The following is a 23,702-nucleotide window of genomic DNA, read 5'->3' on the forward strand; positions in this document are numbered from 1 at the left end:
CCCCTCCTCCCAGGCAGCCCGGAGCGTCCCCACTTTCCGGACCCGCCTGCGGACCCACCCTGAACGATGAACGACGCCCCGTCCTGCCTCGCAGTTTTTCCGTCGCATGCGGTGTCGCGCAACCCCGAGTTCGATAATGAGTATTGCAGGAACACCCTTTTTCAAAATGCACGGGCTGGGCAACGACTTCATGGTTGTTGACGCCCGCAAGCATCCTTTTCGCCCGACCCCCGGACAGGTCCGCGCCCTTGCAAACAGGAACACCGGCATCGGCTTTGACCAGCTGGTCACCATCGAGCCCCCCCGGAAGGGCGGCGTCGCCCACATGGGGATCCGCAACGCCGACGGCTCGCTTGTGGAGAACTGCGGCAACGCGGCCCGGTGCGTGGGCAAGCTGCTGCTGGCCGAGACCCGCACCGAGTCCCTGACCCTGGAAATCATCAACGGCCTCCTCCAGGTGGAGCGGGCCGCGGAGGGCCAGGTGCGGGTGGACATGGGCCTGCCCCGTCTGGACTGGCGAGAAATCCCCCTGTCCCGGGAGGCCGACGTCCTGGAGCTGCCCATCAGCGTCGGCCCGCTTGATGGCCCGGTGGCCGTGTCCATGGGCAACCCCCACGCGGTGTTTTTCGTCCCCGACGTCCACGCCATCGATCTTGCGGCGGTGGGCCCCCTGATCGAGCACGACCCCCTGTTTCCCAACCGCACCAACGTCGAGGTGGTCACGGTCCAGGAGAACGGCGCCCTGCGCATGCGGGTCTGGGAGCGGGGAACCGGCATCACCCGGGCCTGCGGCACCGGAGCGTGCGCGGCCTACGTCGCGGCCTGCATGCGGGGGCTGGTCAGCCGGTCCGGACCGACGCCCGTCATCCTGGACGGCGGCACCCTGATGCTCGAGGAGCGGCCCACCGACGGTCATATCCTGATGACCGGCGCCGCCACCACAGCCTTCTCCGGCGTGACCCTCAATGCGGGCCGTCCGGAGGAGCCGGACCCGGACGCAGGCCAGTGACCGACACCTCCCGGCGCGACGACGCCCCGACCCCTCTGGTTGTGGGCTTCGGCTGCCGCCTGAACGCAAGTGAATCCCGCATGATCCGGGAGCAGTGCACCCTGGCCGGTGCCCACAACGCCGTGGTGATCAACACGTGTGCGGTCACCCGGGAGGCCGAGCGCCAGGCGCGCCAGACCATCCGCCGTCTGCGGCGCGAGAACCCGGATGCGCTGATGATCGTGACCGGGTGCGCGCCCCAGATCGACCCCTCGCGCTGGGAGTCCATGCCCGAGGTGGACCGGGTTCTGGGCAACCGGGAGAAGCTCCACGCCCACTTCTACCGCGAGGCCCTGGACGCCCGCAGCCAGAGGGTCCAGGTCGCCTCCATCGCCGAAATCCCCGAGGACATGCCCCCCTTCATCCGGGAGCGCGATGGCCGCTTCCGCGCCTTCGTGCACATCCAGCAGGGCTGCGACCACGCGTGCACCTTCTGCGTGGTGCCCCTTGCCCGGGGTCCGGGCTACTCCCTGCCCAAGGACCACATTCTCGAGCAGATCCGCCTTCTGGTGGCGGACGGGGTCCGGGAAATCGTGCTCTCGGGGGTGGACGTGGCCTCCTGGGGACGGGAGGCGGGTGCCTCGGGCACGCTGGGGGATCTGGTGCGCCACCTGCTGGACGACCTGCCGGACCTGGAGCGCCTGCGCCTCTCCAGCCTGGATCCGGTCATCCTGGCCACGGATTCCACGCTCTTCGACCTTCTGACCCGCGAGCCCCGCATCATGGGGCACCTGCACCTGTCCGTACAGTCCGGCTCGGACCTGATCCTCAAGCGCATGCGACGGCGCCACCGGCGCGCCCTGGTGGTGGACACCGCCCGGCGCCTGCGCGACGCCCGCCCCGACCTGGCCCTGGGGGCCGACCTGATTGCGGGCTTCCCCACGGAAAGCGAGGATGACTTCCGCCAGACCCTGGAGCTGATCGGGGACGCGGGGCTTTCCCATCTCCACATTTTTCCGTACAGTCCCCGGCCCGGAACAAAGGCGGCGCTCATCCCGGGACTGGATCCGGGTCTTGTGAAGGACCGCGCCCGGCTCCTGCGCGAGCGGGCGGACCAGGCATTCCGGGATTTCCTGCACGCGCGGATCGGCTCGGAGACAAACGTTCTTGTGGAAAAGCCCGGCTTCGGGCATGCAGAGGAATATTTTCCCGTCCGCCTGGAGGAAGACGCCGCCCTCCCCGGCGATATTGTCCGGGTGTGCCTCGAACCCGATGAGCGGGACGGGGCATCCCTGTTCGGAAAGGTGATTTCAAAGCGATGAACGATACAGCACAACGCCAGGGCTTTCTCTCCCGACTTTTCGGGCCGCGCTCCTTTGATCCGGCCCCTGCCGCAGGCGCTGCCGCCGTCATCGTTCCGGCTCTCCTGTCCGGCGACCCGGTGGACCCGGCAACGGCCGGCGCCAGCGCGTTCGCCTACTCGACCGAGCGCCCGAAACGCTGGGATTCCTCCCGGGGGCTTCTGGGGAACATCCTGGGACCGGTGGCCTTCCAGCCTCCCGCCCGGATCGCGGCCCCGGCGGCCACGGCCCCGCTCGCTGGACCGGCAGGAACCTTCGAGCTTCCCCCGGTCCTGGTGCCCCCGTCCGTCGGGACGGCCCCCGCCGCCCCCAGCCTGACGGTTCCGGCACCGGCCGGCCCCAGCGTCACCCCGGCCGCAGCACCCCCGGCCGCGGGCCCCGCGCCTGCGCCCCTTGCGCCAGCCGCACCGCCGCCCGCTGCCCAACCCGAGGACACCCTTGCTCCCGCCGCCGAGCCCGTCAGCTTCTTCGTGCGCCTGCGCGAGGGCCTGGGCCGCACCGCCGGGCGCCTGGCCGGAGGCATCAACAGCCTCCTGACCGAGCGCAAGCTGGACGCGGAAACCCTCGAGGATCTGGAAGACCTGCTGATCACCGGAGACCTGGGCACGGAGACCGCCTCGAAGCTGGTCGAGGATCTGTCGCGCAGCCGCTTCGGCAAGGAAGTCTCCGCCCGCGAGGTCCGGGAGTTTTTCGCGGACGGCATCGCCCGGGTGCTGGAGCCGGTGGCCCGCCCCCTCGAGATCAATCCGTCCCTGCGTCCCCACGTGATCCTGGTGGTGGGGGTGAACGGCTCGGGCAAGACCACCACCATCGGCAAGATCGCCCACCAGCTGGTGCAGGAAGGCCGCAGCGTCATGCTGGCCGCCGGAGACACCTTCCGCGCCGCCGCCGTCGAGCAACTGAAGATCTGGGGCGAGCGCACCAACTCCCCCGTGGTGGCCCGCGACACGGGCGCGGACGCCGCCGGCCTGGCCTACGAGGCCCTGGAAAAGGCCCGGGCCGAGGGTGTGGACGTCCTCCTGATCGACACCGCCGGGCGCCTGCACAACAAGTCCGAGCTGATGGAGGAACTGAAGAAGGTCGTCCGGGTGCTTCGCAAGATCGATCCCGTCGTGCCCCACACCGTCCTTCAGGTTCTGGACGCCACCGTGGGCCAGAACGCCCACCAGCAGGTGAAGATTTTCAGCGAGATGGTCGACGTGAACGGCCTGGTCATGACCAAGCTGGACGGCACGGCCAAGGGCGGCGTCGTGGTCTCGCTCGCCGAGAAGTTCGGCCTGCCGGTCCACTACGTGGGCGTCGGCGAGGGCGCCGAGGATCTGCGTCCCTTCGCGGCCCAGGATTTCGCCCGCTCGCTGATGGACCTGGAACGCCTCCACTGACACGACACCCGGAGCGGGCCGATGGCGGCCCCTCCGGCCTGATCCGGGGGTTCCCGGACCGGAGGGGGATCCCCGGCGCGACCAACCGGCAACAAACGCCCCTCCGACAGGACACCAGGCCCGGCCTCCCACCGGACGGGTCCGAACACCGTTTTCCGGAGATCCCTGCCCTGATCATCAGCGCCAGCCGCCGGACCGACATCCCCGCCTTCCATATGGACTGGCTCCTGAACCGGCTGCGCGAGGGCCATGCCCTGGTGCGCAATCCGGTCAATCCCCGCTCCATCACCCGGGTTGACCTGTCGCGCGAGGCTGTGGACGGCATCGTCTTCTGGACGAAAAACCCCGCCCCCCTTCTGGAGCACATTGGCGCCCTGGACGGCTGGCCGTTCTACGTCCAGTTCACCCTGACCGGCTACGGGCCCGACCTGGAGCCCCGGGTTCCGGACCGCGCCCGCCGTCTGGACACCTTCCGGGCACTCGCCGCCCGGATCGGACCGGATCGCGTGACCTGGCGCTACGACCCCATAATCCTGAGCCCCGCCTGGCCCGTGGCCTTTCATCTGGAGACCTTTGAAGCCCTGTGCCGGGAGCTGGCGGGCAGCACCACCCGCTGCGTCATCAGCGTTCTGGATCTGTATGCGAAAATCCGCCGGCCCATGCTGGCCCTCGGGGTCCGGGCGCCGTCCGAAGGCGAGGCTGCGGACCTGGCGCGGGCCCTGCACACGCTCGGGGCCGCGCACGAGATCACCGTGAGTGCCTGCTGCGAGCCCGCCTTCCGGGCCGCGGGACTGCCTCCGGCCCGCTGCATTGACGCCAGCCAGCTGGCCCGCCCGGGAGAGGCACCGCCGGCCGCGCGCAGGGATCCGGGACAGCGCCCCGCCTGTGCCTGCGACCGGAGCGTGGATATCGGGCACTATGGAACCTGCCCGCACGGCTGCCTGTATTGCTATGCCAATCCGTCCCGCGGGCGGGTGCTTGAGCGGCTCGGCCGTTACGACCCCGGGGCCCCGATGCTGTGCGACGCCCCCGGGCCGGACGACCGGGTGACGCAACCGCGCCCCCGCCGCGCCTCCCCGGGACAGGGGCACCTTTTCCAGGACTGATGACGGGCCCGTGGCACCCCTGCCCGGGCGCCGGAGCCCATCCGGACGCGGAGGCGGATGCGGTCACGGCGGCGGTCGACGCCTCAGCCGGGATCCGGATCCAAAGTCCGGTCCCCGTCCCCGTCCTTGCTCCGCGCCGGATCCAGGCGCTTCAGGGCCTCGCCAACCTGTTTCTGCCCGGCACGGGCCATCTCCACGAGAGAGTGCCCCTCGGCGCCGGGGAACGCCTCGACGGCATTCCCGTACGCCTCCAGGGCCTCCTCGAGGACCGCCTGATCCCCCCTCATCTGCCCCAGCTGGCGCAAACTGGCGCCCAGATTGATCTGGGACATGGCCCACTCCCGGGCCCCGCGGCCGGAGGTCGCCTCCCCCGCACTGCGAAACGACTGGACCGCCTTTTCCAGGGCTGCGGGATCCTTTTCCATCAGCCCCAGGTTGGCCAGGGCACTCCCCAGATTGTGCTGGATGGTGGCGTACTGCCAGGAATCGGCCGTGTCGCCCCTCTGGCGCAGGATGTCCTCGAACCCGGCGACCGCCTCCCGCAACAGGTCCGCCTTGCCGCTGAAATGTCCGATCAAGGCGAGGGCCGACGACAGGTTGTTGAGGCAGGCACCGTGGTCGGCGGGGGACTGTTCCCGGGTGAACACCTCGAGAGAGGCCCGGGAGGCGGCCACCGATGCCTCAAGCAGATCCACCCGGGTCTCACGCTGGCCCAGAAGCAACAGCGCATTCGCAAGGGAGCGCTGCAGCGAGCCCCACTGGGCCGGATCCTTGCTGCGGTCCAGAAGCTCAAGGGCCTTGCGGTACAGACCGGCGGCCGTCTCCAGGCTTTCGCCGCTGCCCCGCTGCAGGGCCACCATCTCGTGAAGCCGGGCCAGGTCGGCCAGCAGGCCCGCCCGAATGTCCGACGAAAAGCTGCTCTCCGGGGCTTCCAGGGCCTCGCGGATGATGGTCATGGCCTCCCGGCGCGCGTCCGACGTGTTGCGGGTGGCGAGAAGCGCACCAAAGGCAGCCAGAGCGGGAAAGAGATCCTCGGGGGCGCTGCGGAACTCGGGAACCGCAAGAGCGCCCCGAAAGGCCCCGGCCGCCCGGTCGAACAGCTCCGGCGCCCCGGTGCGGCTGGCCATCAGCCACAGGGTCATGCCGATGCGCGAGGTCACAATGGCCCACTGCACGGGCATGGCGTCCCGGGACAGCCCGGCACAGGCCGCCTCGTAGACCGCAAGCGCCTCCTCCAGGTGGGCGGTGCCCGGCACCCGCTCGGCAACCTGGCGCAGGGCCAGCCCCAAATCCAGCTGGCGCAAAATCCGCTGGAACACCATGTCCGGCGGCACCTCCTGGTGCGCCGCCGCCCGCAGGGCCACAAGCCCCTGCTCCATCAGATCGACCAAGCCGCCCTCGAGCCCCCGCTGGACCAGAGCCATCCCCAGGGTGGTCTGGAGCTTGGCCAGAACCGCCGGGGTCTCGTGTTCGGTCACAGCGGCCAGACCGTCGCGGCAGGCGCGCTCGGCCTCCTCGAGGCAGGACATCTCGCCCGTTGTCTCGCCCCAGCGCAGGAAGGCGTTTCCGATATTGGCCTGGATTCCCGCGTACTCGGAGCGCACCTCCTGCTGGCCAAAGCAGTTGAGAGCGGATCGCAGGGCCGTCACGGCCAGGGCGTAGCGCCCGGCCGCATTTTCCAGTTCCCCCAGCGCCGTCAGGGTCACCCCCAGGCTGTTGTACAGGGAGCCCTGGTCGTGGATCTCCCGGGGAACCGGAGCCTCCAGGCACAGCTGGTAGAGCGAAGCCGACTCGCCGAGAAGTTGCGAGTCGCCGTGAAGCATCCCCAGCGTCCTCAGGCTGTCCGCAAGACTGACCCGGCACCAGTCCATGACCTGGGCCTGGTCCGCCACATCCGGCGAGGCCAGAAGGGCCCGGTACCCCTGGGCTGCGGCGCACAGGGACTCCCCGTCCTCGTGCTGCAACCCATGAGAGAGAAGAACATCGGCGTACTGGATCCGAAATCCGATGGCGTCGGCCCCGGAAACCCTGGACGCCTTGCGGATGGCTTTCGTCAGCAGGTCCAGGGCCTCCTGCAAGGCTCCCTGGAGCGCCAGATCCCGAGCCTCCCGGGCCATTCCGTCACACGCGTCCAAAATGTCGGGGGCGTGCCGACGGTCCCAGGCGCTGCGGACCAGGATACCGATAACGCCTGAGATGCAAACAAGCGTAACCACAATTCCTGCGCGCACAAGACCGGAGGCGTTTGTCCAGACCGTTGCCAGATCCGGGATCGCTTCGAACATGGGGCTGCCTCATCCGGGAAAGAAATTACCACCAAGTTATGGTAGATTATGCCCCGCAGTGCAACGCCCAACCGGAAGAGTTGTTGAAGGATCCATATTCCAGCATACTGCGCACCCGCCGGAAGGGCGGATTTTCCCGGAAAACCGCCAAAGGAGCACACCGCCCGGGCCCCGAAAATCCGGCGAGTCCCCGCCCCCAGGCGTCTTCGGGCGCGATTTCACACCCCTCGAGTCCGGTACGGAGATACCCTTGCGTTATTTTGTTGTTGATGCGTTCGCGGACCGCGTGTTTTCCGGAAATCCGGCCGGTGTCTGCATTCCGCACGCCTGATCTTCCGAATCACGGACGAAGGGCAGGCCCGCGAGAACACTCAAACGGAAACCGCCCTGGCCCTCCCCGAGAGCGGCGGCTGGCGGATACGCCGGATCACACCCGGGGGTGAGGCGCCGCCGTGAAGACACCCAAAGCTGGAAACCGTCTTTGTTCTGTTCAACCGATACGGACCCGCGGCAAATCCCCCGGTGTTCCGGTCCCTGGGGGGCGAGCCCTTGGGCTCAGGAATCAGGAACGCGGCCCGGGGGTGCCCGGGTCAGGGGGCGCGTGCCCCCGGTGTCCGGACACGGGGACAGGACAAGCCTTTTGAGCGCCCGACCGGTTCCCTGCACCGAAGACCCGCAACGGTCCGGGATCCGCCCGCGGCACACCGTTTCCGGCGTGCCCCTGGCGGCGGACCTCCTGCGGCCCGTGCGCAGCCTCAGACGCTGAAGTAGCGCGCCTGGGGATGCAAGATCACCAGCGCCGAGGTGGACTGCTCCGGCACCAGCTCCCACTCCTCGGTCAGGGAGAGGCCAATCCGGTCGGCTCCCAGAAGCTCCAGGATCTGGGCCTGGTCCTCCAGGTTCGGGCAGGCGGGGTAGCCGAACGAGTAGCGGGCGCCGCGGTACTTCTGGCGCAGCAGATCGCCGGTCTCCCGGGCGTCCTCCCCCGAGTATCCCAGATCCGCGCGGATGCGCTTGTGCACGTACTCGGCCATGGCCTCGGCCACCTCCACGGACAGGCCGTGGAAATAGAGGTAGTCCCGATAGGCGTTGGACTCGAACAGGCGGGCGGATTCCCGCGAGGCCGCAGCCCCCACAGTCACAGCCTGAAGACCGATCACGTCCCGGCACTCGGGGCCCAGGGCCACATCCAGAACGAAGTCGGAAATGCACAGGCCGCCGGACTTCCCCTGACGCGGCAGACTGAAGCGCCCCACCTCCCGCACACCGTCGGGCGCGAACAGGATCAAGTCATTGCCGTCGCTGGCCGCCTTCCAGAAGCCGTACACGGCCTTGGGGACGATCAGCTCCTCGGTCGCGGCCTTCTTCAGCCAGTCGTGGTAGATGGGCCGGACGTTGGCGTCGATCCAGGCGTTCCACTCGTCGGCGGGCCGGTCGCCGCGCCGGTAGCGCCACTGGAAGCCGAACAGGGTCTTCTCGTTGACGAACGGGACCACCGACTTGATGGACACGTTTTCCAGCACCCGGGCACCCCAGAACGGCGGCACGCGCACATCGGTTGCCCGCTTCAGATCCTCCCGGTGCAGGTCCGAGTCATCGTGGCCCACCGGACGTTCCAGAACGCCGCGGGCCTGGGTCCGGGCCTCCTGGGCGCTCAGGGGGGCCTGGGCGCCCGGCACAAGGGCCGGTGCGGCCGCCTGCTCGGCCTTGCGGGCCGTGATGGCTGCCAGGTAGGCATCGAACTCGCCGGCGACCACCTTGCCCATCAGGTCCAGGCCGTCGAAGGCATCCCGGGCGTAGGCGACGCGCCCGTGGTTGCCGTAGGCCCGGGTGCAGTCGTCCTCCACGAAGCGCCGGGTCAGGGCCGCGCCCCCCAGGATCACCGGAGTGTTCCAGCCCTCGCGGGCCATCTCCTCGAGATTTTCCTTCATGATGATGGTGGACTTCACCAGCAGGCCCGAAAGCCCGATGGCGTCGGCGTTGTGCGCGCGCGCGGCCTCCAGGATGGCCGGGAGGGGCTGCTTGATGCCCAGGTTGATCACCCGGTAGCCGTTATTGGACAGGATGATGTCCACCAGGTTCTTGCCGATGTCGTGAACGTCGCCCTTGACCGTGGCCAGCACCATGGTGCCGCGGGTGTCCATGGCATCCTTCTTTTCCATGTGGGGCTCGAGAGCCGCCACCGCGGCCTTCATGGTCTCGGCCGACTGGAGAACAAACGGCAGCTGCATCTTGCCGGAGCCGAACAGCTCGCCCACGACCTTCATACCGTCGAGCAGGATCTCGTTGACGATGTCCAGGGGCGCGTGGGTCTTCAGCGCCTCCTCCAGATCCTCCTCGATGCCCAGGCGGTTGCCCTCGATGATGCGATCCTTGAGGCGTTCCTCCACCGTCTGGTCGGTGCGATCGACCGTGCGGACCTCAGTGCGCCCCTCGAACAGGGCGATGAAGGCGTGCAGCGGGTCGTAGCCCTCCCGGCGGCGGTCATAAATGAGATCAAGCGCGGTCTCCACCTCCTCCGGGGCCAGGGTGTGCAGGGGCAGGATCTTGGAGACGTGAACGATCGCCCCCGTCAGGCCCACCTTGATGGCCTCGTCCAGGAACACCGAGTTCAGGACCGCCCGGGCCGCGGGCTTCAGGCCGAAGGAAATGTTGGACAGCCCCAGAATGATCTGGACCTCGGGCATCTCGTCTCGGATGCGGCGGATGGCCTCCAGGGTCTCGACCCCCAGCGTGCGGTCCTCCTCCACGCCGGTGCAGATGGTGAAGGTCAGGGGATCGAACAGCAGATCCGACGCCGGAAGGTGGTGACGGCCGACCGCGAATTCATACAGACGCCGGGCAATGCGCAGCTTGTCATCGGCGCTCTTGGCCATGCCCTCCTCGTCGATGGTCAGGGCAATGACCGAGGCTCCGAACTCCCGGGCCAGACCAAGGCGCTTTTCGGCCTCGCCCTCCCCGTCCTCGAAGTTGATGGAGTTCACAATGGCCTTGCCGCCGTAGAGCTTCAGGGCCGCCTCCAGAACCGGGGTCTCGGTGGAGTCGAACACGAGCGGCGTGGGCACGGAGCCCCGCAGGCGGCTGACCACCTCGGTCATGTCCGCCACCTCGTTGCGCCCCACGAAGGCGGTGCAGACGTCGAGGGTGTTGGAACCCTCCCGGACCTGCTCCCGGCCCATGGCCACGATGCCATCCCAGTCCTGGGACTCCTGGAGCGTGCGGAACTTCTTCGAGCCGTTGGCGTTCAGGCGCTCGCCGATGGACAGGAACGAGTTTTCCTGGCGCAGGGGAACGCCGTGATACAGCGACGCCACCGACGGCACGAAATGCACCGAGCGGCGGACCGGGGCGGGACGGACCGCGCCGCCCGCAAGGTCCGTCAGCATGGCGTTGGTGGCCCCGATGTGGGCGGGGGTGGTGCCGCAGCAGCCCCCCACCAGGTTGAGGCCGTCCTCGGTGACAAAGCGGCGGTGCCAGTCGGCGAACTCGTCCGCGCCCAGGGGGTAGTGGGCCTTGCCGTCCAGCAGCTCGGGCAGGCCCGCATTGGGCTGGACCGACAGGAAGCCGGGCCAGCTTTCCGACAGCTGGCGCAGGTGGTCGCTCATCTCCCGGGGGCCGGTGGCGCAGTTGAAGCCGAGCGAGTCCACCTCGAGGGACGCGGCAATGGCAATCACCGCCGAGAGGTCCGTCCCCACCAGAAGCGAGCCGGTGGTCTCCATGGTCACCTGGAGAAGGATCGGCAGGACCGCGCCCTGAACGGCCCGCGCCTGCTTCACGCCATTGATGGCGGCCTTGAACTGGAGGGGATCCTGACAGGTCTCGATCAGCACCGCATCCACCCCGCCCTCGATCAGCCCCATGGCCTGCTCGACGTAGCTGTCCTTCAGGCGGTCATAGGACACGTGCCCCAGGCTGGGCAGGCGCGTCCCCGGCCCGATGGAGCCCAGGACAAAGCGCCTGCGGTCGTCGGAGAAGCGCTCCGCCGCCTCCCGGGCCAGTTCAGCGCCCCGGCGGTTGATCTCCCGGACCCGGTCGCCCAGATCGAACTCCTCCAGCGTGAGGCGCGAGCCCCCGAAGGTGTTGGTCTCGACGCAGTCCGCCCCCGCCTCGAAGTAGCGCTCGTGCAGGGACCGGATCACGTCCGGGCGGGTGAGGCTCAGGGCCTCGGTGCAGTTCTCCCTCCCCATGAAGTCCTCCTCCACGGACAGGTCCATGGCCTGGATCAGGCTGCCCATGCCGCCGTCACACAAAAGGACGCGCTGGCTCAGGTGTTCGAGAAAGGTGCTCATGAGGGGAATGCTCCGGACAGGAAAAACAACAAAAACGCAGGGACGTCAGGCCGCGGGAGCGGTCCGCAGGCCCAGAATGTGACAGATGGCGCGGGTCAGGTCCGGCCGGTTCAGGGTGTAGAAGTGGAAACGGGTGTGGCCGTCATCCTGAAGGGCGCGACACTGCTCGAACGCGAGGGCGGCCGCAATCATTTTCCGGGTCTCCACGCTTTCATCCAGCCCGTCAAAGAGCCGGGGCATCCAGGCAGGGATGGCCGTCCCGCAGACCGAGGCAAACCGCTGGACGGTGGCGAAGCTCATCACCGGAAGAATACCCGGGATCACGGGCGCTGTAATGCCCGCCGCCGCGACCCGGTCCATGAAGCGCCGGAAATGGTCCACGTCAAAGAAGAACTGGCTGATGGCCGTGGTGGCGCCCGCGTCCAGCTTGCGCTTCAGGTTGTCGATGTCGTCGTCCAGGCTCCGGGCGGCGGGGTGACCCTCCGGGTAGGCGGCAACGAAGATCTCGAAATCGGCGATCTTTCTGAGACCCGCCACCAGATCGGCCGCATAGGCGTAGCCGCCCGGGTGGGGGGCGTACTCGCTGACACCGTCCGGCGGATCACCGCGCAGGGCCACGATGTGACGCACGCCGGCGTCCCAGTAGCCCCGGGCGACCTCGTCGACCTCCTCGCGGGTGGCGCCCACGCAGGTCAGGTGGGCGGCGGGGGTCAGGCCGGTGTGCGACGCGATCCGGGCCACGATGTCGTGGGTCCGGTCCCGGGTGGACCCGCCGGCGCCATAGGTGACCGAGACGAAATCCGGCGCCAGGGGCTCCAGAGCCGTAATGCAGTCCCAGAGCTGGGCGTTGAGCTCGTCGGTCTTCGGAGGAAAGAACTCGAAGGAGACGCGGACGTCCGGGGCGCTCTCGGGCGGAGCAATGCGGGGCAGGAAAGAGGTGGTCACTCTGGGTATCTCCGGTCTGATGTCACTGCGTTGGACACTGTGGTTTCGGTTCGGCGGGTTCAAGTCGGCGGATTCTCGTCAGCAAGGCGGGGCCTCAGGATCCGGGCGGTCCTCCGGCAACCCAGAACCGGACGGTCAGCTCCGGTCCCGGAAGATCGAAGGTCTCCTGGACTGTCAGCCCGGCGCGGGTGCACCAGGCCTCCATCTCGCCGTGGGAGAAGCCCAGGCGGCGATGATTGTGCCGCACCCGGTAGTCCTCGATCCCGTGCGGCGCCAGGTCCGCGATGAGAAGGCGTCCGGACGGGCGCAGGACACCGGCCGCATTGGCAATGACCCGGGCCGGATCCTCGGCAAAGTGCAGGACCTGGTAGAGCAGCGCCAGATCAAAACTGTCGGGCTGGAAGGGCAGACTGTACATGTCGCCATAGCGCACCTCGGCATTGCGCACGCCCGCCCGGTCCAGACCGGCCCTCGCCAGGGCCAGCATCTCGCGGGAGCGGTCGATGCCCACCACGTGACCCACGTGGGGCGCAACACGCACAAGCACGCTGCCCGTGCCGGTGGCAATGTCCAGAAGATCGGTGGCGCCCGCGCGGGCAACCCGCTCCACAAGGGCGGTCTCGGCGGCCTCCTCCACCCCGGACACCCGGCGCAGGTCATCCCAGCGGGTGGCGATCTCGCCAAAGTACCGCATGGCCGCCTCGGCCCGCTCAGTGCGCAGGGCCAGAAGCCGCCCGTGATCGGCCCGCAGGGTCTCGCTGGTCAGGGCGTCGCCCTTGCGCTCCAGGATGTCGAGCAACCCCCGGGCGATGTCACGCCCCACGCCGGAGCCCGCAAACCGGTAGAACACCCAGGCGCCCTCGGGGCGGCGCTCCAGAAGACGGGCGTCCACCATGACCTTGAGATGCCGGGACACCCGGGGCTGGGAAATGCCCAGGATGTCCACCAGGTCGGACACGCTCAGCTCCCCCCCGGCGCACAGGGCGAGGATGCGCAGACGTGTGACCTCGGCAACCGCCCGCAAGGCGGAGAGAACACCATCCATAAAGGGCCACTCCCTGACTGAACCGCCCGCAGGCCGGATCCTGACCACGTGCCGAACCCCATCCCGGTGGCCGGATTCGGATCGCCACAACGGAATGCGCTGGCGCACCGGCGCCAGACCATAAGGATATACACATATCATTATATTTGACGCAACCCCTATCAACTCGCGCACGGCGGAGCCTGAAAATAAAGCACAATCAGGGGATGAGCTGACATCGCGAGCCCGGGAAGCGGACGCTCCGGCAAAAATCCGGCACCCGCCCCGCGCACGAGCCCGGAAACGTCTGGTTTCCAGCCATTTTCCGTGCTAGTTCTTTTCATCGCCTGAAGAGATTTCTTGCGGGACCGGACCGGGTGTACCCCCTGTCCACCCGATCTCCACCTTTTCCCTGTTCCGGCTCCGGCGGGAGTTCGGACCTGCACATCCGGAGCGCCGGACCACACCGGACCGGACCCCGAGCGCTCTGTCTGACACAAAGAGGTTGATCGAATGTTTCGTCGAGCACTTGCGCCGATGATGGCTGTCTTTCTGATGGTCGGACTGAGCGCCCCCGCTTCTGCACAGCAATTTTCCTCGGATCCGAAAGCCTTCGTTGACGGCGTCACCCACTACGCCATCGACGACATCCTGACCCCGTCCCTCACGAAGGACGAGCAGATGGCCCGCTTTGCCAAGCTGGTCGACACGGCCTTCAACATGGACTACATCTCCCGCTTCGTCACCGGAGCCGCCTGGAGGCAGGCCACCGACGCACAGCGCGCCGAGTTCTCGTCCCTGTTCCGCGAGATGAACATCTACACCTGGGGCCAGCGCTTCAACGAGTACGACAACCAGACGATCGAGGTCACGGGCGTCAAGTCCCAGGAGACCCGGGGCGGCACCATCCACGAGGTGACCTCCACCGTCAGCACGGGCAAGGGCAAGCCGATTATCGTGAACTGGGTGGCTCTCCAGCCCGCCACGGGAACCGGAGGCCTGGGCCTGATCGACATCAAGGTCGAGGGCGTCTCCATGCTCCAGACCTTCCGTTCGGACTACCAGGCGGTTCTGAAGAACACCGGATCCATGGACGGCCTGAACGCGGTGCTCCGCGAGAAGGTCGCGGCCCTGAAGGACGGCACCGCCCCCCTGCCGGCCCCCCAGCCGGCCCAGTAGGGGCAGATACCGGCCTCCGGACCGCGCAAACCGGACACCGCACCGCGGAGCTCCGGACCCCATACCAAAACCGCCGCACCGGTTCTGCCCGATGCGGCGGTTTTCTGTCTCGGCGTCCGATCAGCCCGATCAGCTTTTTTCCTTGTGCAGCCCCAGGGCCCGTTTGGCGCGCTTGAGCCCCAGGAAGACCAGGATGAACACCAGGGGGACCAGGATGCCGGTGGCAACCGTGTCGGACACGGGGCCCAGCAGTCCGGCCTTCTGCATGGCCTTGAGCACGTACTGGAGCAGGCCGATCATATAATAGGAGATCGCGACCACCGACAGGCCCTCGACCGCCTGCTGGAGCCGCAGCTGCAGCATGGCGCGCCGGTCCATGCTTTCCAGCAGATGTTTGTTCTGGGCCTGGAGGTCCACCTCGACCCGGGCCCGCAGAAGGCTCGCCACCCGGGCCCCGCGATTGGAGAGCTCCCGGGTCCGCCGCTCGATGGAGGCGCAGGTGGCCATGGCCGGGGTCAGGCGGCGGTCCAGAAAGACCGAAAGGGAGACCATCTCCCCGATGCGCTTCTCCCGCAGGGTCTCCAGCCGGTCCAGAACGATCTGGTAGTAGGCCTTGGAGGCCCCGAACCGGTACGAGTTGGCCGTGGCAATGGCCTCCACCTGGGCGGTGACGTCCGAAAGCTGTGACAACAGAAGGGCATCGTCCTCGCTGGCCTCGGTCTCGGCCATGCGCTTGGCGATGTCCGCCAGCTGGTAGTCAATCTCCCGCAGGATCGGAGACGCATGGCGCGCCAGCGGCAGGGCCAGAAGGGACAGGGCCCGGTAATGGGTGATCTCGATCAGGCGCTGCACAAGGCGCCCGGCCTGGGCCGGCTTCTGGTCGATGTCGCGCACCAGAATGCGGTGGAATCGGTCGTCGTGAAGCTGGAGATCCGTGTAGACCAGCGCCACATCGCCGCCCACAAGGGCCCCGATGATCGGGTTGCCGTCGAAGTGGCGCAAGCTGGCCTCGGCCATGGGGTAGTCCGGATCGTTCCGGTCCTCCAGCACGATATGAACCCCGGACACCAGCTCCCCCGGAAGGGAGGCCAGCCAGTCCACCGGCAGGGCCGCGAGCGGCATGGAGGAGAACGGCAACTGACCGGTCCGGGACCGCCGCACCAGGGTGTAGCAGCAGAACTCGGTGTGCTGCTCGAAGCGCAGCGTCACCCCGGCCAGATCCATGGTGAAGTGGTTGGAGTTCAGGGACGGAAGCGGCAGCGACATCCGCTCACACAGGTTGACGATGTGGCTGACCGCCCCGCTGGTGCGGGCGCCCGTCAGGATGGCGAAACTGCTGATCTGGGCCGGCGCCTCGAGTTCGTCCGCAAGGCGGGTGTGAAGCTCCCGGACCAGGGCCTCGCGCTGGGGATGCTCACGAAAGACACTCACGGCAACACCTCCCTGACCGCCCGGACGAACTGCTCGATCAGCTCCGGGTCCTTGATGCCCCTCTCCCGCTCCACCCCGCTGGAGACATCGACAGCGTAAGCCCGGGTCCGCAGCAGGGCCTCGCGGACGTTGTCCACCGTCAGTCCGCCCGCAAGCATCCAGGGAAGGGGTGCCTCCCAGCCGTCGAGAATGGACCAGTCAAAGGCGACCGCGTTGCCTCCCGGACGCCCCGCATCCGCCGGAGCCCGGGCATCCAGAAGCAGCCAGTCCGCCACGTCCGCATAGGCGTCGGCGGCGGCCAGATCCTCGCGGGTCGCGATGGGCAGGGCCTTCATGACCGGCAGGGCGAACCGGTCGCGGATCTCGTCCACCCGGTCCGGCGTCTCGGAGCCGTGCAACTGGATCATGTCCAGGCGCACCGAGCCGACGGCCGCATCCAGAAGCGCATCATCCGGATCGACAAACAGCCCCACACGCTCGGGCCCGCCCTCCCAGGACGGGGGCAGCCCGTCCAGAAGCAGCGCGGCCTCATCGGGCGTGATCGCGCGCGGGGAGCGCTCGAAAAACACCAGGCCGATCCAGTCCGCTCCGGCGTTCACCGCAGCCACCAGGCCATCCTCTTCGGTCAGACCGCAGATTTTCACGCCGGTCATCGTACTCTCTCCCTGCCGCCGGAGGGCCCCGCCCCGGCCTGTCGGGGGAGGCCCGGTCCGGGCATTGTTGTGCCTGTCTTGTGCTGTGGCCCGCCGCAGTCGCCTAAGCCGCGGCCGGTCGGATGGTCTCGCAGATCGCGCGGGCCGCGGCTGCGGGATCGGGCGCCTCCGTGATGGGACGGCCGATCACCAGGACATCGGCACCGGCGTCCAGAGCCTCGCGGGGCGTCATCGTGCGGCGCTGGTCTCCCATGGCGCTGCCCGCGGGGCGCACCCCGGGGGTCACCAGCAGGAACCCGGGGCCGTTGTCCTGACGAAGCAGGGCGGCCTCCTGGGGGGAGCACACGACACCGTCCATGCCCGCCTTCCGGGACAGGGCGGCCAGGCGGCGCACCAGATCCTCGACCGGAGGAGTGAACCCGGCCTCGGCCACGTCCGCGGCCTCCAGGCTCGTGAGAATGGTGACCGCCAGCATCAGGGGCGGCTCCACCCCAAGGCGGGCGGCCTCCTCGCGGGCGGTCTCGCAGGCCCGGCGCATCATGTTCAGGCCGCCGCTTGCGTGGACGTTCAGGAACCGGGGGGCAAGGGGCAGGACCGAGCGGACCGCGCCCGCCACCGTGTTGGAAATGTCGTGGAACTTCAGGTCCAGGAACACGGGCAGCGGGTTGGCCTCGCGGACCGCGCGGATGCCGTCGGCGCCGTTGCGGCAGAAGTACTCGAGCCCCAGCTTGAGCCCGCCGACCGAATCCTGAACCGCGGTGGCAAGGCGCACCGCCTCGGCCGTGTCCGCCGTATCAAGAGCCACGTAAACCGGGTTGACGAACGTCGTCATCCTTTTTTCTCCGCCGCCTTGCGGGCCTGCAACTCGGCCGCCTTCTCCTCAACCAGCTTCACAAGGTGGTCGACGATGGACTGGTTGTCCACGTGGTGATCCGCCTCGCCTGCAATGTAGACCTGGTTCTTGGCCGCAGCTTTTGCAAGGTTGCCGGCGCCGGTCAGGCCGATATCGGTCTCGCGGGCCTCACCGGGGCCGTTGACCACGCAGCCCATGACGGACAGGGAGACGGGCTCGCGCACGTGGGACAGGCGCTCCTCCAGGATCTCGACGGTTTTCACCACGTCAAAGCCCTGGCGGGCGCACGACGGGCAGGAAATGATCCGCACACCGCGGTGGCGCAGGTCCAGGGCCTTGAGGATCTCGAAGCCGACCTTGACCTCCTCCGCCGGGGCGGCCGACAGGGACACCCGCAAGGTGTCGCCGATACCGTCCCAAAGAAGGGCGCCGATGCCGATGGCGGACTTGACGGTACCGCCGCGGATGCCGCCCGCCTCGGTGATGCCCAGGTGCAGCGGGTAGTCACACGCCGCCGCCAGGGCCCGGTACGACGCCACGGCCAGGAAGGTGTCGGAGGCCTTGACGCTGATCTTGAACTCGCGGAAGTCCAGATCCTCGAGGATTTTGGCGTGCTCGAGGGCGCTTTCCACCATGGCCTCGGGACAGGGCTCGCCGTACTTCTCCAGAAGGTTCCGGGGCAGGGACGCTGCGTTCACGCCAATGCGCATGGAGCAGCCGTTGTCCCGGGCGGCCTTGACCACCTCCTGAACCTTGTCGATGGATCCGATGTTGCCCGGGTTGATGCGCAGGCAGGCCGCGCCCGCCTCGGCCGCCTCGATCCCGCGCATGTAGTGGAAGTGGATGTCCGCAATGATGGGCAGGTTCACATTCTTGACGATGGTGGCCAGCGCTGCCGTGCTGTCCGTGTCCGGGCAGGAAACCCGCACCAGGTCTGCCCCGGCCTCCTCGGCGCTCTGGATCTGGGCGATGGTGCCCTGGATATCCGGGGTCAGCGTGTTGGTCATGGTCTGCACCGAGATGGGGGCGTCGCCTCCCACCAGCACGGAGCCCACACGGATCTGACGCGAGACGCGCCGCTTGATTTCACGATAACTGCGCTGAGCAGACATAATCTTCCTTACCGGCCCCTGCGGGGCCACGTGAGTCGGGTGGGGGACAGAAACCGGACCTCAGGGCTGAAGGCGCCTGAGGCGGTCCGGGATCATCGGGATGGCCTCTCGGGCAACACCGGGGGGCCCCAGAGCCGGAACCCGCAAACCGTCCACGTAGACCTCGAGCCCGCCCGAGTTGGACGCGCTGAGCGTGAGGCTGTCGCCTTCCGGCACAATATAGACATCTCCGGTCCGCATGAACTTGCGGGTGAGAAGGACGCTGTCGCGCCGCAGCTCGATCCACGAGTCCCGGGACGCCCGCAGAACAATGCGCGGCTCGGCGGGCGGCGCGGCGGACGCGGTCGCATCGACCCCGCCCTGCGGGGCTGCGGTCTCCGGCGCTCCGGCCAGAGGGGCTGCGGTTTCCGGCGCTCCGGCCGTGGCAGCCGGCGATGGGTCGGGCGCGGCGGGCCGGGCATCGGCAGCAGGAGCGGAAGCGGAGGGCGCAGAAGCGGAAGAGGCTGCCAAAGCCCCGGCGCCGGGGGACGCGGCACTGGCCGGGGCCGCGACAGGCGCGGACGGAGCCTCCGCACGGGAACGGACCGGATCCGACCCGGCCCGGGCGGAGGGGGGCTCAACTGCCGCCGCGGGCGCCGCAGCCGACGAAGACAAAGATGAAGACGACGGCGCAGACGACGACACCGGCGCCGCAGCGGGGCGATCCGAAGACGCACCGGAGCCCGCCCGGGAGCCGGTGGAGCCCTCCGCCCGCACCACGGGTGCGCCCGAAATGGCGCCCGCAAGGGCACCGGCCGCCTGGGCCGGGCTGCCGTCCGTTGCCGAGGGCCCGGACACAGGGGCGGAGGTCGCATTCGGCTGCGTTGCGGACCGGGAACCGCCCCCGATGCTGCCTGCCCCGCCATTGGCTGCCCCAATATTGGCCGCCCCGATAGTAGCCGCCCCGGCACGCACGGACCCGGCGTCGGAACCGCTCCCGGCGGAGGTGTCCGGCCCCACGGCGGGGGCCCCGTCACCATCGGCCTCGGGAGACACGTCCCGGGCGCCTGAAGGCAAGGCGTCTGCAGGCGTGCCGTCGGAGGGCAGCCCCCCGCCCCCCGTCTCGTCCGCAGCCGTCACGTCATCTGCGGTGCCGGCCTCGCTGCTCCAGCCAACCCCGTCCTGCGCGGGTTCGGACGTGCCCGAAGCCCCGCCCTCCAGGGCCGCATCCTGCCCGGCCCCGTGCGTGCCATCCGCAGCGTCGAACGCCAGAGCCTCGGCGACAGGGGACACCGCGTCCCCGGGCGCTCCCGCGCCCAAAACTCCCGGCGCTCCCGCGCCCCCGGCTGCACCATCGGTATCGTCCACAAGGGGCTTGAGCCGCTCGGGCAGATCGGGAACCCGTTCGGAGACGGTCCGCTCGGACATGGACATCCAGTACCAGCCGCCATAGGCGCAGGCGGCCAGCACCAGCGCACTCAGGATCAGAACACCCCGCGGCATGGGGCCGTCGCTGGGGGGCGCCGGAAGCGACCGGGATGTGGAGGGGGCAACCTTCTGGTTCTCGTTCCGGAACCGGCGCACGACCTCCTCGGAGTGGAGGCCCAGGTGATCCGCATAGGCGCGGATGAAGCCGACGGCGTAGGCGCCGTTCGGAAGGGACTCAAAGCGCCCGGCCTCGATATCCTCCAGATACCCCGGGCGGATGCGCAGGGCCGAGGCCACGGATTCCAGGGGTTCGCCCAGCCGTTCGCGGGTCGAGCGCAACAGCTCCCCCACATGGGAGCCGGGACGGGTACGGTCAGCTTCGAACGGAGAGGATCCCACTGCTGTTTTCCGGTACAATCGTGAAAAACTGTCTTTGGCCACCCCGCGAGGAGCACGGGGCTCACATCATGCCCTGCTGTTCCGGTCGCCGGGCGCGCTGCCGCCAGCGGGAAGACCCGGACGGATGAACCGGCAGCGCCCTGTCAGGACACACGGGCTGCGGCGCACCCGGAACTCTTCGAGACTCTAGCGAAAAGAGCGCTCCCGAACAACCCGGATTTCAGGGCGCCCCGCGCCGGGCCAGACCACCCCGCGCCGGGCCGATCTGCCCGGGACCGCCGCCCCCGGATCAGCGCCGGGACCGGCACCGGGCGAGTGCAGGAGACCCGGCTGGCACTCGGGGAGCGCCGGGGCCTGGCGATGGGAAAAGGCCCTGCCCCGGTCAGGACCGGGCAAGCTGGGCCACAAACTCGATCATGTCGCTGGACGAGGTGTCCTTCTTGGCTCTCTCGGCCGGAAGCTCGCGTCCGGTAATGCGGTAGAACGCGGCCTCCGCGATGTTGGTGGCCTGGTCCCCGATCCGCTCGAGGCTCTTCGAGACAAACATCAGGTTCGAGCAGGCCGGAATTTTCGACGGGTCCGAGGCCATGATCTCCAGAAGCGTGCGGAAAAGACCGGTGTGAAGGGTATCGACCTCCACGTCCTCCTCGCGCACACGCTCAAGGCGGCTGGCGTCCCGGTCCCGCAGGGCTGTCATGACCTGCTCGAGCATGGAGATGATCTTCTCGCCAATCCGCTCAATGGGGGCGGCCACCGGAAGCTCGGGCAGGTGGTCCAGAACGTGGGGCGCGCGCCGGGCCGCGTTGGCCGTGTAGTCCCCCACCCGCTCCAGCATGCCCGCGATTTTCAGGCTGGTCACCACCAGGCGCAGGTCGCCGGCCATGGGCTGGCGCAGGGCAATCAGACGCACCGCATGGAGATTGATCGCATACTCCAGCTCGTTCATTTCCTCTTCGTAGCGGAAAACCCGGCGGATGGTCTGCTCGTCGCCGTGCACCATCAGGGCGATGGCGTCGCGGGTCTGGTTGATGGCGATCTCGCCCATGCGGGCGATGCGTTCATCCAGACGGCGCAGCTCGTTGTCATAAGAGCGAACGATATGCTCTCTCAGCGCATTTCCGGTCATGAGCGTCTCCAGACAACGAGGGCGATCCAGCGGTTTTCCTCTATAGGCTATAGGCGAACCCGCTGCAAGAGCAAGCGCCACGGACCGGGCCACTCCCGGCGGAAAACATGGACACGGCACGCGTCCGGACCGCGCCCCGGAAAATGGCGTGCCGGCGGGCGCCGGTGAGGACCGGAACTGGAGAACGGAAGAGCGGCTTCTGAGGCGGCCCGGACGCACCCGGGAAGCGGCCCTGGAAGCAACCATGGAGCAGCCGCGCATCCCAGAGGCGGGGATGGCCCCGCGCCAGAGGCCGGGACGGCCCCACACCAGAGGCCGGGACGGCCACGCGCCAGAGGCCGGGACGGCCACGCGCCAGAGGCCGGGGCGGCCACGCGGCACGGCCATGCGACACGGGCGCGTGACCGGAGAGGATCCCACAGCGGAGACGGACCACGCCGGATCCGCGCGCGTCCGGGCAGGACGTGAGTCCGGCCAAGGCGTGCGTCTGACCCGGGGACCGGGGCGCCGGAGCCTCACCCGCCCTTGGGAAGAAATCGGGCCCGGGACCGGACCCGCCGCGCCTAGCGCTTCAGGGCCGAGGCCACCTGGGACATCTCGTCCGACGTCCGGAAGACGGTTGCCGCCTGGCTGTAGGCGGTCTGGGTCATGATCATGCGGGTGAATTCCTCGGCGATGTCCGCGGTGGACGCCTCCAGAGCCTCCGGATTGATCTTTGTCTTGCCGCCGCTTTTGGTGCCCAGCTCCATGATCCGGCGCTCTCCGGCCTCGTCGGAGGCCATGAACAGGTTCTCCGACAGAAGCTGGAGTTTCTGCGGCGCCGGGAAGTCCGCAAGGGCCAGCTTGTAGAGCGCCAGGGACTTGCGGTTCGTGTAGTTGGCCAGAAGGGTGCCGTCCGCCTCGAACGAGATGTCGGTGAGCAGACCATCCGCGTAGCCGTCATCCGCAGTGGCGGTGAAGCTGGATCCGAACGCCGTGCTGTTGCTGCCGTACTGGGTGATGTCGCCGATATCGATGGTCAGGGTCTGGGGCGCCGCGATGTCCTCCAGGACCGGGTTGCCCTTGTCGTCGAGAACGGGCTTGCCGTCCGCGTCCAGCTTGGCCTGGGTGTAGGTGATGTCCGCGGTCAGCGCGCCGCTTTCCGGCTTCACGAGGCGGCCCTTGCTGTTGAACTCGACGATCGGGTTCTCGCCCATGCCCTCGAACGTGCCGACCGCCTTTCCGGAGGAGTCCTCGAGGGAGATGAACCACTTGTTCTGCCCGGCGGACTTCTCGAGGTTGATCTTCTCCGTGACGGCCTTGATCTCGTCATCCGTCAGGGGGCTGCCCTTGGCCTCCTGGGCGGCCTTGACCGCCTCGTCCCGGGCCGCCTTGGTGGCCTCGGGGTCCGGGATCGACTTGCGGAACATCAGGCGCACGCCCCGGACCGGCCAGGTCTCGGTTCCGTCGTCGTTTTTCACCGGCGTGCCGATGTAGGAAAAATTGGCCGCCACAAAGTTGTTCCTGGTCTCGGCGTTGACGTTGCCCGTCAGCTTCAGGTGGGAGCTTGCCTTCCCCTCCAGCCAGGAGTTCGGGTCGAAGCGGATGGCCTCCGGCGCGTCGGCGGTGTTGAAGGGCGGTGTGCGGGTGGGGTCCGCGCGCCAGCCCTGGACAAAGTAGCCGGCCCCGGTGGTCAGATAGGCGACCTCCTTGCCGTCCTCCATCACCAGGCGCTTCTGGAAGGCCCCGTCCCGGGTGTAGTAGGTGTCGGAATCACCGGCGGGGGTCCGGCTCACCATGAACATGCCGGGGCCGTTGATGGCCACGTCGGTGCGAATGCTGGTGACCTGGATCGAGCCCTGCTGCTCCATGACCCGGTAGCTGGCAGGCGCCGCCGAGAACGAGCGGAAGAGGCTGGACGACGTGCCCGAGACCAGGGTCCGGAAGTTCACGACCTCGTGCTTGTAGCCCACGGTCCGAACGTTGGCGACGTTCGTCGAAATCTGTTCCATGGCAATGGACTGCGCCTGCATTGCAAGCGAGCTGTTGTTCATGGCGCCCTGAATGCTCATCGTCACCGCTCCCCACTGGACCGCCCCGCCCCGCATCCCGCACGCCGGGAGGGCAGGATCTGACCGGCACACCTGACCGGGCGTGCCCTTACGCAAATTTCATGTGCCAAA

At 68.4% G+C, this 23,702-nt stretch carries 16 protein-coding genes; 5 read left to right on the forward strand and 11 right to left on the reverse strand.

Annotated elements, in window-relative coordinates:
* The first annotated feature begins 136 nt into the window (after positions 1 to 136).
* The 4 genes from dapF to IHV25_RS05830 all read left to right on the forward strand — a co-directional run bounded on the left by dapF (position 137) and on the right by IHV25_RS05830 (position 4,837).
* A complete protein-coding gene (gene dapF / locus IHV25_RS05815; RefSeq protein ID WP_192534164.1) occupies positions 137 to 1,009 on the forward strand; it encodes a diaminopimelate epimerase in 873 nt (290 codons plus the stop codon).
* Positions 1,006 to 2,310: a tRNA (N(6)-L-threonylcarbamoyladenosine(37)-C(2))-methylthiotransferase MtaB gene (gene mtaB, locus IHV25_RS05820; RefSeq protein WP_192534165.1), complete on the forward strand. Its 1,305-nt coding sequence runs from the start codon at positions 1,006 to 1,008 to the stop codon at positions 2,308 to 2,310. The genes dapF and mtaB overlap by 4 nt, the downstream gene beginning before the upstream one ends.
* Positions 2,307 to 3,731, forward strand: coding sequence for a signal recognition particle-docking protein FtsY (ftsY, locus tag IHV25_RS10700; RefSeq protein ID WP_192534166.1), 1,425 nt, complete (start codon positions 2,307 to 2,309; stop codon positions 3,729 to 3,731). Before mtaB ends, ftsY begins: the two co-directional genes overlap by 4 nt.
* A 176-nt stretch (positions 3,732 to 3,907) precedes the next feature.
* Positions 3,908 to 4,837, forward strand: a complete 930-nt coding sequence (locus IHV25_RS05830) for a DUF1848 domain-containing protein (RefSeq protein WP_338048596.1) — start codon at positions 3,908 to 3,910, stop codon at positions 4,835 to 4,837.
* An 83-nt stretch (positions 4,838 to 4,920) separates the two neighbouring features.
* Here IHV25_RS05830 and IHV25_RS05835 read toward each other — a convergent pair whose 3' ends face one another.
* The 4 genes from IHV25_RS05835 to IHV25_RS05850 form a co-directional block, all read right to left on the reverse strand.
* Positions 4,921 to 7,122 (reverse strand): tetratricopeptide repeat protein, encoded by a 2,202-nt coding sequence (locus tag IHV25_RS05835; RefSeq protein WP_192534167.1) that lies wholly within the window; start codon positions 7,120 to 7,122, stop codon positions 4,921 to 4,923.
* Positions 7,123 to 7,877: 755 nt separating this feature from the next.
* Complete coding sequence (metH, locus tag IHV25_RS05840; protein WP_192534168.1) at positions 7,878 to 11,411, reverse strand: methionine synthase; 3,534 nt, start codon at positions 11,409 to 11,411, stop codon at positions 7,878 to 7,880.
* 45 nt (positions 11,412 to 11,456) lie between these two features.
* Positions 11,457 to 12,356 carry a methylenetetrahydrofolate reductase [NAD(P)H] gene (metF, locus tag IHV25_RS05845; RefSeq protein WP_192534169.1) on the reverse strand — a complete coding sequence of 300 codons (900 nt, stop codon included), beginning with the start codon at positions 12,354 to 12,356 and terminating at the stop codon, positions 11,457 to 11,459.
* A 94-nt stretch (positions 12,357 to 12,450) separates the two neighbouring features.
* Positions 12,451 to 13,401: an ArsR/SmtB family transcription factor gene (locus IHV25_RS05850; RefSeq protein ID WP_192534170.1), complete on the reverse strand. Its 951-nt coding sequence runs from the start codon at positions 13,399 to 13,401 to the stop codon at positions 12,451 to 12,453.
* A 492-nt stretch (positions 13,402 to 13,893) separates the two neighbouring features.
* Here IHV25_RS05850 and IHV25_RS05855 point away from each other — a divergent pair, with 492 nt between their 5' ends.
* Positions 13,894 to 14,559, forward strand: coding sequence for an MlaC/ttg2D family ABC transporter substrate-binding protein (locus IHV25_RS05855; RefSeq protein WP_192534171.1), 666 nt, complete (start codon positions 13,894 to 13,896; stop codon positions 14,557 to 14,559).
* A gap of 129 nt (positions 14,560 to 14,688) precedes the next feature.
* On the opposite strand, the gene IHV25_RS05860 is transcribed toward IHV25_RS05855, so the two are convergent.
* From IHV25_RS05860 to IHV25_RS05890, 7 genes are all read right to left on the reverse strand, one after another.
* Positions 14,689 to 15,990, reverse strand: a complete 1,302-nt coding sequence (locus IHV25_RS05860; RefSeq protein ID WP_192534172.1) for a DUF3422 family protein — start codon at positions 15,988 to 15,990, stop codon at positions 14,689 to 14,691.
* A complete protein-coding gene (locus tag IHV25_RS05865) occupies positions 15,987 to 16,643 on the reverse strand; it encodes a phosphoribosylanthranilate isomerase (RefSeq protein WP_192534173.1) in 657 nt (218 codons plus the stop codon). Before IHV25_RS05865 ends, IHV25_RS05860 begins: the two co-directional genes overlap by 4 nt.
* A gap of 103 nt (positions 16,644 to 16,746) precedes the next feature.
* Complete coding sequence (gene pyrF, locus IHV25_RS05870; protein WP_192534174.1) at positions 16,747 to 17,475, reverse strand: orotidine-5'-phosphate decarboxylase; 729 nt, start codon at positions 17,473 to 17,475, stop codon at positions 16,747 to 16,749.
* The gene (ispG, locus tag IHV25_RS05875) at positions 17,472 to 18,608 is read right to left on the reverse strand and encodes a flavodoxin-dependent (E)-4-hydroxy-3-methylbut-2-enyl-diphosphate synthase (protein ID WP_192534175.1); all 1,137 of its coding nucleotides are present in this window, start codon (positions 18,606 to 18,608) and stop codon (positions 17,472 to 17,474) included. The genes pyrF and ispG overlap by 4 nt, the downstream gene beginning before the upstream one ends.
* A 60-nt stretch (positions 18,609 to 18,668) precedes the next feature.
* Complete coding sequence (locus IHV25_RS05880; RefSeq protein WP_192534176.1) at positions 18,669 to 20,414, reverse strand: RodZ domain-containing protein; 1,746 nt, start codon at positions 20,412 to 20,414, stop codon at positions 18,669 to 18,671.
* A gap of 382 nt (positions 20,415 to 20,796) precedes the next feature.
* Positions 20,797 to 21,540, reverse strand: coding sequence for a phosphate signaling complex protein PhoU (gene phoU, locus IHV25_RS05885; protein WP_192534177.1), 744 nt, complete (start codon positions 21,538 to 21,540; stop codon positions 20,797 to 20,799).
* Positions 21,541 to 22,103: 563 nt separating this feature from the next.
* Positions 22,104 to 23,591, reverse strand: coding sequence for a flagellar hook-basal body complex protein (locus IHV25_RS05890; RefSeq protein ID WP_192534178.1), 1,488 nt, complete (start codon positions 23,589 to 23,591; stop codon positions 22,104 to 22,106).
* Positions 23,592 to 23,702: the final 111 nt, after the last annotated feature.

The organism is Phaeovibrio sulfidiphilus, from assembly GCF_014861485.1.
Taxonomy (GTDB): Bacteria; Pseudomonadota; Alphaproteobacteria; order Rhodospirillales; family Rhodospirillaceae; genus Phaeovibrio; species Phaeovibrio sulfidiphilus.